The sequence below is a fragment of the Citrobacter sp. Cpo221 genome, from assembly GCF_030332345.1.
GTDB lineage: Bacteria > Pseudomonadota > Gammaproteobacteria > Enterobacterales > Enterobacteriaceae > Citrobacter > Citrobacter portucalensis.
Genome location: NZ_JAOWIA010000033.1, coordinates 186,066 through 198,699, shown reverse-complemented (window position 1 = coordinate 198,699; position 12,634 = coordinate 186,066). Strand labels below are relative to the sequence as shown.

The 12,634-nt window shown below is 51.0% G+C and carries 14 protein-coding genes; 8 read left to right on the top strand and 6 right to left on the bottom strand.

From position 1 onward, the window contains the following. Positions 1-28: 28 nt before the first annotated feature. The 6 genes from msrP to OGY72_RS05455 all read left to right on the top strand — a co-directional run bounded on the left by msrP (position 29) and on the right by OGY72_RS05455 (position 4,820). Positions 29-1,033, top strand: coding sequence for a protein-methionine-sulfoxide reductase catalytic subunit MsrP (gene msrP / locus OGY72_RS05475; protein WP_003832879.1), 1,005 nt, complete (start codon positions 29-31; stop codon positions 1,031-1,033). Then, entirely contained in the window at positions 1,034-1,660 is a 627-nt protein-coding gene (msrQ, locus tag OGY72_RS05470) for a protein-methionine-sulfoxide reductase heme-binding subunit MsrQ (RefSeq protein WP_286547261.1), read from the top strand. 47 nt (positions 1,661-1,707) lie between these two features. Then, positions 1,708-3,195, top strand: coding sequence for a carboxypeptidase M32 (locus tag OGY72_RS05465; protein ID WP_286547259.1), 1,488 nt, complete (start codon positions 1,708-1,710; stop codon positions 3,193-3,195). Positions 3,196-3,332: 137 nt separating this feature from the next. After that, a complete protein-coding gene (gene asr, locus OGY72_RS05460; RefSeq protein ID WP_048214236.1) occupies positions 3,333-3,728 on the top strand; it encodes an acid resistance repetitive basic protein Asr in 396 nt (131 codons plus the stop codon). An 86-nt stretch (positions 3,729-3,814) separates the two neighbouring features. Then, positions 3,815-3,898, top strand: a complete 84-nt coding sequence (ydgU, locus tag OGY72_RS24885; protein ID WP_049259791.1) for a small membrane protein YdgU — start codon at positions 3,815-3,817, stop codon at positions 3,896-3,898. Positions 3,899-3,998: 100 nt separating this feature from the next. After that, positions 3,999-4,820, top strand: coding sequence for a trypsin-like serine peptidase (locus OGY72_RS05455; protein ID WP_148362003.1), 822 nt, complete (start codon positions 3,999-4,001; stop codon positions 4,818-4,820). Positions 4,821-4,854: 34 nt separating this feature from the next. Here the strand turns inward: OGY72_RS05455 and mdtI are convergent, their stop codons facing one another. From mdtI to OGY72_RS24880, 3 genes are all read right to left on the bottom strand, one after another. Next, a complete protein-coding gene (mdtI, locus tag OGY72_RS05450; RefSeq protein ID WP_003832870.1) occupies positions 4,855-5,184 on the bottom strand; it encodes a multidrug/spermidine efflux SMR transporter subunit MdtI in 330 nt (109 codons plus the stop codon). After that, on the bottom strand, positions 5,171-5,536 hold the full coding sequence (gene mdtJ, locus OGY72_RS05445; protein ID WP_162623449.1) for a multidrug/spermidine efflux SMR transporter subunit MdtJ: 366 nt from the start codon (positions 5,534-5,536) through the stop codon (positions 5,171-5,173). The genes mdtI and mdtJ overlap by 14 nt, the downstream gene beginning before the upstream one ends. 107 nt (positions 5,537-5,643) lie before the next feature. Further along, the gene (locus tag OGY72_RS24880; RefSeq protein WP_153687216.1) at positions 5,644-5,781 is read right to left on the bottom strand and encodes a protein YdgV; all 138 of its coding nucleotides are present in this window, start codon (positions 5,779-5,781) and stop codon (positions 5,644-5,646) included. A 171-nt stretch (positions 5,782-5,952) separates the two neighbouring features. Between OGY72_RS24880 and OGY72_RS05440 the strand changes: the two genes are divergently transcribed. Then, positions 5,953-6,987, top strand: coding sequence for an AI-2E family transporter (locus OGY72_RS05440; protein WP_003832866.1), 1,035 nt, complete (start codon positions 5,953-5,955; stop codon positions 6,985-6,987). Between the two features lie 31 nt (positions 6,988-7,018). Here the strand turns inward: OGY72_RS05440 and OGY72_RS05435 are convergent, their stop codons facing one another. Further along, positions 7,019-8,215: a multidrug effflux MFS transporter gene (locus OGY72_RS05435; RefSeq protein ID WP_286547252.1), complete on the bottom strand. Its 1,197-nt coding sequence runs from the start codon at positions 8,213-8,215 to the stop codon at positions 7,019-7,021. Positions 8,216-8,477: 262 nt separating this feature from the next. Between OGY72_RS05435 and OGY72_RS05430 the strand changes: the two genes are divergently transcribed. Continuing rightward, positions 8,478-9,329: an aldo/keto reductase gene (locus tag OGY72_RS05430; protein WP_286547250.1), complete on the top strand. Its 852-nt coding sequence runs from the start codon at positions 8,478-8,480 to the stop codon at positions 9,327-9,329. A gap of 41 nt (positions 9,330-9,370) precedes the next feature. On the opposite strand, the gene pntB is transcribed toward OGY72_RS05430, so the two are convergent. Together pntB and pntA are read right to left on the bottom strand one after the other, a co-directional pair. Beyond that, entirely contained in the window at positions 9,371-10,759 is a 1,389-nt protein-coding gene (pntB, locus tag OGY72_RS05425) for a Re/Si-specific NAD(P)(+) transhydrogenase subunit beta (protein ID WP_286547248.1), read from the bottom strand. A 10-nt stretch (positions 10,760-10,769) separates the two neighbouring features. Further along, positions 10,770-12,299, bottom strand: a complete 1,530-nt coding sequence (pntA, locus tag OGY72_RS05420) for a Re/Si-specific NAD(P)(+) transhydrogenase subunit alpha (protein WP_003832858.1) — start codon at positions 12,297-12,299, stop codon at positions 10,770-10,772. Positions 12,300-12,634: the final 335 nt, after the last annotated feature.

Here is a 12,634-nt window from a genome sequence, read left to right as displayed (position 1 = left end):
CTTAACATGAAAATAAGAAGGAAAAGTCATGCTAAAAAAACGTCCACTTCGGGAAGCAGATGTTACAGCCGAGTCAGTATTTTTTATGCAACGACGACAGATCCTCAAAGCACTTGGGATAGGTGCTGCTGCGGCCACGCTGTCCTCCCCTACACAGGCTAATTTGCTGGATTGGTTTAAAGGCAACGATCGTCCACCGGCCCCCGCAGGCAAAGCGCTTGAGTTCACAAAGCCCGAGCGCTGGCAAAACAGCCTGTCACTGACGCCAGAAGACAAGGTGACGGGCTACAACAATTTCTACGAATTTGGTCTGGATAAAGCCGATCCTGCCGCCAATGCCGGTAGCCTGAAAACCGATCCCTGGACGTTAACCATCAGCGGTGAGGTCAACAAACCTTTAACCTTGGATCATGATGCGCTGACCACACGCTTTCCATTAGAAGAGCGTATTTATCGGATGCGTTGCGTTGAGGCCTGGTCGATGGTTGTGCCGTGGGTGGGTTTTCCGTTGCATAAATTACTGGCGCTGGTTGAGCCAACCAGTCACGCCAAATACGTCGCTTTTGAAACACGCTACGCCCCTGATGAAATGCCGGGTCAGAAAGACCGCTTTATTGGCGGTGGGTTGAAATATCCCTATGTCGAAGGTCTGCGGTTGGATGAGGCTATGCACCCACTCACACTTCTCACCGTAGGCGTATATGGCAAAGCATTGCCACCGCAAAACGGGGCGCCGATACGCCTGACCGTACCCTGGAAATACGGCTTCAAGGGCATTAAATCGATAGTCAGTATTAAGCTGACGCGTGAGCAGCCGCCGACGACCTGGAATATGTCAGCACCAAATGAATACGGATTTTACGCCAACGTAAATCCGCAGGTTGATCACCCTCGCTGGTCTCAGGCTACTGAGCGTTTTATCGGTTCCGGTGGCATTCTTGATGTACAGAGACAGCCCACGTTACCTTTTAATGGTTATGCCGATGAGGTGGCATCGTTATATCAGGGCATGGATCTTCGGGAGTATTTTTAAGTGAGGTTGACTGCAAAACAGATAACCGGCCTGAAAGTGCTGCTGCATCTCGCCGGTTTTTTACCCCTGTTATGGCTCTTCTGGGCCGCGCAGCATGGCGGGTTGGGTGCCGACCCGGGAAAAGATATCCAGCACTTTACGGGCATTACCGCGCTGAAGTTTTTGCTTGCTACCCTGCTGGTATCGCCGCTCGCACGCTATGCAAAGCAGCCTTTGTTATTTCGTACCCGGCGGTTGTTAGGTTTATGGTGCTTTGCATGGGCCACACTGCATATTACCAGCTATGCTCTGCTGGAACTGGGTATACAAAACCTGGGATTGTTGGGTCGTGAACTGGTTTTACGCCCATGGCTAATGCTGGGTATGTCCGGTTGGATTATCTTATTCCTGTTGACGTTGACCTCGACACAAGCCGCTCAGCGTAAAATGGGCAAACGCTGGCAAACATTGCACAACTACGTCTACCTGGCCGCCATTTTGCTACCGCTGCATTATCTGTGGTCGGTAAAAGTGTTATCACCGCTCCCTATTATCTACGCCATCTGTTTTGTGGTTCTGCTGGCTTTTCGCTATAAAAAGCTGTTACGGAAAACCGGGTACAAAGGTGTGTTTATGAAAAGTGAGTGAATCACGGTAAACTTCTTAACCACACCTAAACAGAACGAGAACAAAAAATGAGTAACAATGATAATTACCATCAGCTCACCCGCACGTTCCAGCGGCTCTCTCGCTTCTCCCACCTCTCGGCAATCGCCAGTTGGGACATGTTTACCATGATGCCGCCAGGAGGCAGTAAAGCCCGAGGCGAAGCGTTGGCCGAGCTGAGCGTGCTTGAACACCAACTGTTAACTGACCCGAAAGTGGCAACGTGGATCGCCGCAGCGCAACGGGAAGATCTCAACGATGTAGAACAGGCGAACCTGCGCGAAATGTCGCGATTGCATCACCAGGCATCCTTGTTGCCCGAATCGTTGGTAGAAGCAAAATCTCTTGCGGGAAGTCGCTGTGAGCATGCCTGGCGTAGCCAGCGAACAGCTAATGACTGGGAAGGATTTTCCGAAAACCTGAAAGAGGTTGTGAAGTATAGCCGCGAAGAAGCCCGACTGCGCGCAGAAGCAAAAGGTTGTTCGCCGTATGACGCGCTACTGGACATCTTTGAACCAGGAATGACCAGCGCTCAGTTGGATGTCCTTTTCGCGGACGTTAAAAGCTGGCTGCCCGATCTGCTAAACAAGGTGGTGGCAAAGCAGTCTCAACAGTCGCTCATCGCCCCGGTAGGTCCCTTCCCAACAGCTGTACAGCGAGAGCTGGGTCTTGAAACAATGGCACAGCTAGGTTTCGACTTTACCGCTGGTCGGCTGGATATCAGTGCTCATCCTTTCTGTGGCGGCGTACCAGAAGATGTTCGCATTACCACCCGCTATGATGAAAACGAATTACTCAGCGCACTGTTTGGCGTGATCCATGAAACCGGTCATGCGCGCTATGAGCAAAACCTGCCACGCAGCTGGTCTGGGCAACCTATTGCTCTGGCACGCTCAACCGCCATTCATGAGTCCCAGAGTCTGTTCTTTGAGATGCAGCTGGGACGCAGTAAAGCCTTTCTGATGCGGTTGATTCCGACTGTAACGCGCCACTTTGGCGATCAGGCAGCGTTTGAAGAAAGCAATTTCATCGCCTGGAACCAGCAGGTCAAGCCCGGGTTTATCCGTGTTGATGCCGACGAGGTAAGCTATCCCGCTCACGTGATCCTGCGTTATGAAATCGAACGTGCGCTTATTAATGGCGATATTGAAGTGGATGATATCCCGGCATTGTGGAACGAAAAAATGCAGTCCTGGTTGGGGCTGTCAACGATCGGAAACTATCGTAACGGCTGTATGCAGGATATTCACTGGACCGATGGCGGCTTTGGCTACTTCCCTTCCTATACCCTGGGCGCCATGTATGCGGCGCAGTTGTTCAGTGCCGCTAACCGCGCATTGCCTGATTTGAATCAGTCTATTGCACAAGGTGAGTTTGGTCCCCTGTTTGACTGGCTACGTCAGAACATCTGGCAGCATGGCAGCCGTTTTACCACTGAACAGCTTATTACCCAGGCCACCGGCGAACCGCTCAGCAGCCGTTATTTCCGCGCTCATCTGGAAACCCGCTATTTGTAATCTCATACCGTGAGTCATTGTACATATCGTTACACGCCGAAACCAATGACTCACGGAAGCCCTCTGATTACAGCGATATAGTTATTTCAACGGCCCCGCAGTGGGGTTGAATGAAAAACCAAATCGAGGGTATGAGAATGAAAAAAGTATTAGCTCTGGTTGTTGCCGCTGCTATGGGTCTGTCTTCTGCCGCGTTTGCTGCTGAGACAACTGCTACTACCGCTCCGACTGCTGCTGCAACCACCAAAGCAGCGCCGGCAAAAACCACGCATCATAAAAAACAGCACAAAGCAGCGCCGCAGAAAGCGCAGGCTGCCAAGAAACACGCTAAAAAATCCACCACTAAACCGGCTGTAGAACAAAAAGCGCCAGAGCAAAAAGCTCAGGCTGCTAAAAAACACACCAAAAAAGCGGCAACCAAGCCAGCAGCAGAACAAAAAGCACCAGAGCAGAAAGCTCAGGCCGCTAAAAAACACACCAAAAAAGCCGTAAAACACGACACCGCTAAACCAGCAGCTCAACCTGCAGCATAACGCATTTGTAGTCACTATGGCGTCCCCCACGCCATAGCATACGGCGCTAGATCGACCTGATGTAGCGCCGCCTTTCGGAGGGTAAAATGGTGTCACATTACCGCTTTGAGTTCATTCTTATTACTCTGATAATTTGCGCCCTCATCGCCATGCATTTTTATCTTTCCTGAGTGTAGTTATCTGATTTTACTCCCACTTTCTCGCCGTCCCGTCTATAGTATTAACTGAGGGTTTGCTGTTTATAATCATAATTCCCCACCAGAGTGTGATATGCATAAAACCATTGCTGTATTACTGGGCTCAATTTGTTTTTTTCCCGTTGTTGCGCATGCGGATCAGCCAGCAACGACCACCGCTGAAGCAGAAAACATAAAAACGCTGTTTTTTGGTCATGACGATCGCACAAAAGTGACTGATCCAACGCAATCACCATGGGACGCTATCGGACAACTGGAAACAGCCAGTGGTAATCTGTGTACCGCCACGCTCATTTCACCGCATCTGGCCCTGACTGCCGGACACTGCTTGCTCGCCCCACCGAAAGGCAAACCGGATAAAGCCGTCGCGTTACGCTTTGTGTCGAAAAAGGGTGTCTGGCGCTATGAAATCCATGGAATCGAAGGACGGGTTGATCCCTCACTCGGTAAGCGTTTAAAAGCCGATGGCGAAGGCTGGATTGTGCCGCCATCCGCTGCCCCATGGGATTTTGGTCTGGTGGTGCTGCGTTACCCGCCTTCCGGGATCACCCCCCTACCGTTATTCGAAGGTGATAAAGCGGCGTTAACCGCGGCACTGAAAACCGCCGATCGTAAAGTCACACAGTCGGGCTATCCGGAAGATCATCTGGACGATTTGTACACCCATCAGGATTGTGTAGTGACCGGCTGGGCGCAGAATACCGTCTTGTCACACCAGTGCGACACGCTCCCGGGCGACAGCGGTTCACCGTTGATGCTGAAGACAGATTCAGGCTGGCAGTTGATTGGCGTACAAAGCTCCGCTCCAGCGGCGAAAGATCGCTGGCGAGCCGATAATCGCGCCATATCCGTGACCGGTTTTCGCGATAAGTTGGAAGCGTTGGCGAAGGAGTAACACATGCTGCCCGCATTAACGGGCAGCACGGATATCAGGCAAGTTTAATCATCACCATTCCGGCCAGCAGCAGCGCCACGCCAATCCAGCCTTTATTATTCAGGCGCTGACCAAACAACACCCAACCAGCCGCTAACGTCGCGGCAATCCCAAACCCGCCCCACAAGGCGTAGGCAACAGAAAGGTCAATACCTTTTACCGCCTGCGACAGCGCGCTAAAGGCCGCTAACACGGCAGCCAGCGACAGCACGCCATAAATCTTGCGGCGAAATCCATCTGAAAACTTCAAAAAGACGTTAGCGACTATTTCCAGCACGATGGCCATGCCAAGCCAGGCACCATGAACCCACTCAAACTGCTGCATGGGTCACCTCTTTGCTCGTTTTGGCAGGTTTTCGAGTACCAGACTTGATCAGCACAATGCCTAATACCAGCGAGACCAGTCCAGCCACTTTCATCGTGGACAAGGTTTCGTCAAATAACAACACACTAAACAGCGTAATAAATAAAATACCGATACCTTCCCACAAGGCATAGGCCACACCAAGGGCAATTTTTTTAACGGCGAAACTGAGAAAAATATACGATAAGGCGATCATTACCAGCATTAAAATAAAGCCCGAATTACCATGACCGACGCTTGCCCATTTCATTGACAGCGTGCCAGTAATTTCAGCCGCGATGGCCAGACCTAATAATATCCAGTAAAACATGATGCTTCTCCTGCTTGAGAATATAGTCCTTTAGGCCTACTGCATGCAGTAAACCAAAAAATAAAATTAGTTAGCTAAGCGCACAGCGCCAGCTCAGGCAGAAGAAGGGACTAAAGCGCGTTGCGCCAGTGTTGCTCACCCGCAAGCAAGAAAGTGGAGGAGGTCCGAAGAAGTGTAGGTAAACGCAAAAACATCCTGAACATATTGTCCATAATATTACAATTATCCGCAGTGTTGCTTCTCATCATCGCGGATGATAATTGTCCTCAGTAGTTAAACACAGATGATTTGTATCATAGCTTCGAGACGAACTCAAAGTCTTTTCACTTCTTTACCTGCCCCGTTTGATTTTTGTTATAACGGCTCGACGCAAATCACATTATTATGCAGATTCAAAAATGAAAAATGCGGGAATACACATGGCGAAACCGATCATCACGCTTAACGGTCTAAAAATAGTCATTATGCTGGGCATGCTGGTTATCATCCTGAGCGGTATTCGCTTTGCCGCAGATATCATCGTCCCCTTTATTCTGGCGTTATTTATAGCCGTTGTGCTCAATCCCGTTGTGCAGCGGATGGTCAAGCTTCGCATACCGCGCGTAATTGCGGTGTCATTGCTTATCGTTATTATTGTAATGTTAATGGTGCTGCTGTTGGCATATTTAGGTACATCCTTAAATGAACTTGCGCGAACGCTACCGCAATATCGCTCTTCACTGGTTATCCCACTGAAAAATCTTGAACCATGGTTACAACGCGCAGGGATCGGCGTTTCCGTGGACGAACTCGTCAAATATATCGATCCGAACGCGGCAATGACGCTGGTGACCAATTTACTGGCGCAGCTTTCAAATGCTATGTCATCGATATTTTTACTGCTACTGACGGTAGTTTTTATGCTGCTGGAAGTACCGCAACTGCCCAACAAACTCAAACAAATGATGAGTCGCCCCATTGAAGGTATGGCGGCGATTCAACGCGCCATCGACAGCGTCTCCCACTATCTGGTGCTTAAAACGGCAATCAGCATTGTGACCGGGTTGGTCGCCTGGGGCATGCTTGCTGCATTGGATGTGCGCTTTGCCTTTGTCTGGGGATTACTGGCCTTCGCCCTGAACTACATCCCTAATATCGGTTCTGTATTGGCGGCCATTCCCCCTATTGCTCAGGTGCTGGCATTCAGCGGTCTTTACGATGCGCTGGTGGTTCTGGCAGGCTATCTGGTCATCAACCTGGTATTCGGGAATATCCTCGAGCCGCGGATCATGGGCCGCGGGCTGGGGCTGTCCACGCTGGTAGTATTTCTGTCGTTAATCTTCTGGGGCTGGTTGCTCGGTCCCGTGGGGATGCTGCTTTCTGTGCCGCTAACCATCATCGTGAAAATCGCGCTTGAGCAAACCAACGGCGGTCAAAGCATTGCCGTGCTGCTTAGCGATCTGAACAAAGAATGAGTTTTCGCCCCTCCATCGCGGGGCATTTCCTTTATCGTTTCGCGCGAAAAGCCAAAACGGCGCTTAACAGCGTAAATAACGCTATTATCCACGCCATGGTCCAGGGCGTGCCATCACTGAAGGCGGCCAGCAGCAACGATGAGATAATACCGCTGCCATATTGCAACGCGCCAATCAGCGCCGAAGCTGAACCCGCAATGTTCGGTACCGCATCCAACGCCGCAGCAGTCGACGTTGCAGCAATAATGCCATTCATCGAGAAAAACAGAAAAACAGTGATGATAATGGCAACGACGCCACCTGATTCCAGCTTAACCAGCAGCGCAAGCACAACCGCAGCCAGCGCCGCCAGCAGCGTCGCATATTTCAGCAGCTGTTCCAGAGCGTGCCGTTGCACCAGACGGCGGTTAACCACGCTCATCGCCATAACACCGATAATGTTTAGCGCAAACAACCAGCCGTAATGCTGTGGATCAACATGGTAATAGCTAATATAAACAAACGGTGACCCGGTAATAAACGCGTACGCACCGACGTAATAAAACGTCAGGCTCAGGGTATAGCGCATAAAACGCCCATTCGTTAACAACGAACGGTAATTACGAAATGCGCCAGCCAAAGAGGCTTTCACCCGTTTATCTTCCGGCAATGTTTCGGGCAGCCAGTTTAGGGAGATAAACATCAGCGCACCAATCACCACCAGCAGCCAAAAAATAGAGTGCCAGGTGCTCAGGCGAATAATTTGCCCGCCAATCAACGGTCCGGCGATTGGCGCAATCGCCATAACCAACACCAGGGTTGAGAGCATTTGCGCCGCACGAGTACGTGCAAAGAGATCGCGGATCATCGCTCGCGCCAGCATAGGCCCGGTACAGGCTCCAAGCGCCTGAAATACCCGCCAGAAAACATTTTGCGTGATGCTTGTAGACAGCGCACACCCTGCGGAACCAATGATAAATAGCACCATGCCGATAAACAGCGGCTTACGCCGCCCCATATGATCGCTAATCGGCCCCCAAATCAACTGTGCGATAGTAAAACCAATTAAGAAACCAGTAATCGTCAGCTCAACATTGCCATGTAAATCCTCGGCCATCGTCGGCATTGCTGGAAGATAAATATCGGTAGAAAGCGATGTAAAGGCCATCAGGCCACTGAGGATCAGAATAAAAGTAAGACCGGTCTGGCTTGCGGTAGTTACCGGCGAGGCATGTTCACGTGTACGCATAGTGCCCTGTCATGTTCTAAAAAGTCAGGTCGCAGTATATCTACAACGTATTGCTCTGATTAGACGGCTAAAACCGCATGAGTTTATGAATTACAATCATGAATGGTGAAATCATATGCGTCATATTTTGTGACTGACTTCCAACAATTACTTTCCAGAAATGAATTCTACTCATAGGTCCATGCGAATTTCACCGACTAATCGTATCAACGCAGATTTGCTAATCTGCAGCCAATACAACGATGATGCTCGGGAGAACCCTATGAATACAACAGTTCTGAATAACGGTGTTGAGATGCCCCTACTCGGATTTGGCGTTTATCAAATGACCGATGCCACCGAATGTGAGCAAGCCGTACGTGATGCCATTGACACAGGATATCGCCTGATTGATACCGCAGCCTCTTACCAGAATGAAACTCAGGTCGGCAACGCACTTAAGCAAAGCGGAGTCCCCCGCGAGGCGCTTTTTGTGACTACCAAACTGTGGTTACAAGATACCAACTATGCAGGCGCAAAGGCGCAATTCGCACGTTCTCTGCAACGGCTTCAACTGGATTATATTGACCTTTATTTGATTCATCAGCCCTATGGCGATGTGCACGGTGCCTGGCGTGCGATGGAAGAATTATATGAAGAAGGGAAAATCCGCGCGATTGGCGTGAGTAACTTTCATCCGGATCGTCTGGCGGATTTAATCGCTTTCAATCGCATTATCCCAGCCGTTAACCAAATTGAGGTGAATCCTTTTCATCAGCAGCCGCATGCAGTAGCCTGGATGCAGAGCCGGAATATTCAACCGCAAGCCTGGGCACCGTTCGCTGAAGGACGCAATGACCTGTTTCAGAACCCAGTCTTATCGGCTATTGGTGAAAAATATGGCAAAAGCGTTGGTCAAGTCGTGCTGCGCTGGATTTATCAACGTGGGATTATTTCGCTGGCGAAAACCGTGCGTAAAGCACGGATGGCCGAGAATATTCAGGTGCTGGACTTTGCCCTAACGGCGGAAGAGATGACGCAAATTGCCGCGATGGACAGCGGAACCAGCGCGTTCTTCTCGCATCGCGATCCGGCTCGTGTGGAATGGATCACCCAGCGTAAACTGGATGTTTAAAAAAACGGCCTCCGCAGAGGCCGTCTTACTTTTACTGGCAATTACAGCGCTTTCAGGATCGCATCCACGCTGGCTTTGGCATCACCAAACAGCATATGGGTGTTATCTTTAAAGAACAGCGGGTTCTGCACACCTGCATAGCCGGTGTTCATCGAACGTTTGAACACGATGACGTTCTGCGCTTTCCACACTTCCAGTACCGGCATGCCGGCGATTGGGCTGCGCGGGTCATCCTGCGCCGCCGGGTTTACCGTGTCGTTGGCACCAATAACCAGTACGGTATCGGTATCGGCGAAATCATCGTTGATCTCATCCATTTCCAGCACGATGTCATAAGGTACTTTGGCTTCCGCCAGCAGCACGTTCATATGACCTGGCAAGCGCCCTGCTACCGGGTGAATACCAAAACGCACTTTGATGCCGCGCGCGCGCAGTTTCTCAGTGATTTCCGCCACCGGATACTGTGCCTGAGCCACTGCCATGCCGTAGCCCGGGGTGATGATCACGGAGTGGGAGTTCTTCAGCATTTCTGCTGTGTCTTCCGCTGTAATCTCACGATGTTCACCCACTTCCTCATCAGACCCGGTAGAAGAACCGTCAGAACCAAAGCCACCCGCAATAACGCTGAAGAATGAACGGTTCATCGCCTTACACATAATGTAAGACAGGATCGCACCAGAAGAACCGACCAGCGCACCGGTAACGATCAGCAGATCGTTGCTCAGCATAAAGCCCGCCGCCGCCGCCGCCCATCCTGAATAGGAGTTAAGCATTGACACAACGACCGGCATATCCGCACCGCCGATGGAGGCCACCAGATGCCAGCCAAAGGCCAGTGCAATAATGGTCATCACCAGCAGCGCCAATACCTGCAGGCCCACGCTTTCGGTACGAACAAACACCACCAGCAGCAGGAAAGAAACAACCAGCGCCGCCAGGTTCATTTTGTGACGATTCGGCAGCATCAGCGGTTTAGAGGAGATCTTGCCGCGCAGTTTGCCAAAGGCCACCACGGAACCGGTAAAGGTTACCGCACCGATGAAGATACCCAGGAACACTTCCGTCAGGTGAATGTTCACCAGAATCGGTTCCAGGCCCGTATCGTGATACAGGTAGCTGTTGAAACCCACCAGTACCGCAGCCAGACCGACGAAGCTGTGCAGAATTGCCACCAGCTCCGGCATCTCGGTCATTTCGACTTTCTTCGCCAGACGAATACCAATCACGCCGCCAATGATCATCGCCACCAGGATCCACGCAACGTTGCCGGTATCCGGACCAAATATCGTGGCAATCAGCGCAATCGCCATCCCGGCGATGCCGTAGTTGTTACCCTGCTGAGAGGTTTCGTGTTTCGAAAGCCCCGCCAGACTAAAAATAAACAGGATCGCGGCAACAATGTATGCAGCTGTAACTAATCCTCCAGACATATGTTACCCCTTAGTTTTTCCGGAACATTTTCAGCATGCGCTGAGTCACGGTGAAGCCACCGAAAATATTAATGCTGGCAATAAGCACCGCGATAAAGCTCAGGAAACTCACCCAGCCACCCTGGCCAATTTGCAATAACGCCCCAACCACGATAATCCCCGAGATGGCGTTAGTCACAGACATCAGCGGAGTATGCAACGCATGTGACACATTCCAGACCACGTAGTAACCCACCACGCAGGAAAGCGCGAACACCGTAAAGTGACCAAGGAACTCTTTCGGCGCGACGTCGGCGAGCCAGCCAAACAAAATCACTACCAGCGCCATCAGCGCATATTTGCGCCACGGAGAGACAGGTTTTTTCTCTTCTTTCGGCGCAGGTGCGGCTTTTGGCGCTGCCTGCGGCTGAGCAGAAACCTGGATCGGCGGCGCAGGCCAGGTGATTTCACCCTCGCGAACCACCGTGACACCACGCACAACCACGTCGTCAAAATCGACGGTGATATTGCCGTCTTTCTCTTTGCACAACAGTTTGAGCAGGTTGACGAGGTTCGTGCCGTACAACTGGGAAGATTGCGTTGGCAAACGGCCAGGCAGGTCGGTATAGCCGATAACCTTCACCCCGTTCTCGGTGGTGGTTACCTGATTAGGCACGGTATATTCGCAGTTACCGCCGTTTTGCGCGGCAAGATCGACAATTACGCTGCCCGCTTTCATCGAATCGACCATTTCACGGGTGATCAGTTTCGGGGCCGGTTTGCCCGGGATCAGCGCAGTGGTAACGATAATGTCGACGTCTTTCGCCTGCGCGGCGAAGAGTTCCATTTCGGCTTTGATGAACGCTTCGGACATCACTTTGGCATAGCCATCGCCGCTGCCCGCTTCTTCTTTAAAGTCCAGTTCAAGGAACTCTGCGCCCATACTCTGCACCTGTTCCTTCACTTCCGGACGGGTATCAAAAGCACGCACGATAGCGCCCAGGCTGTTTGCCGCACCGATCGCCGCAAGACCAGCCACCCCCGCACCAATCACCATGACCTTGGCAGGTGGAACCTTGCCTGCGGCGGTGATCTGGCCGGTGAAGAAGCGACCGAATTCATGTGCAGCTTCAACAATAGCGCGATACCCGGCGATGTTCGCCATCGAGCTTAAGGCATCCAGCGACTGTGCGCGTGAAATACGCGGCACAGAGTCCATCGCCATAACTGTCACGTTGCGCTCTGCAAGCTTTTGCAACAGTTCAGGGTTTTGCGCGGGCCAAAGAAAACTCACCAGCGTCGTGCCCGGATTGAGTAACGGAATTTCCGCCTCCTCCGGCGCATTGACCTTCAGGATGATCTCTGACTGCCAGACTGCATTTTCATCAACAATTTCTGCGCCTGCTTGTACAAACGCCTTATCGTCAAAACTCGCCAGTTGACCTGCACCGCTTTCAACCGCGACGCTGAAACCCAGTTTAAGCAGCTGCTCAACCGTCTTCGGCGTGGCTGCAACGCGGGTTTCATTGGTTAACCGTTCTCTTGGTATGCCAATTCGCATAATGTTCCCTTCCATCTGTAATTATGATGATGGTTTATCAATGTTCGCACGAGGCATGCGCGCACTCTCGAGAGAGGTCAGTGTTACCTCAATAAAATAAAACAGTAACAAACTCTGTATAACCTACTGAAAATGACGCCTGTGATCTAGCGCCAAAAAACAGTATTTATTATGAAATTCGCGAAATAGAGATGAATCGAACCTCAGACAGATAAAATGCCCTAAAAATAGCCCACAAAGGCTGATAATTCGCTCAAGCGAAGCGGCAAAACATGATTACCTACCTGTCAAAAACAATTGATTAACATTAAATTAACTTATGAAATTCAACTGCT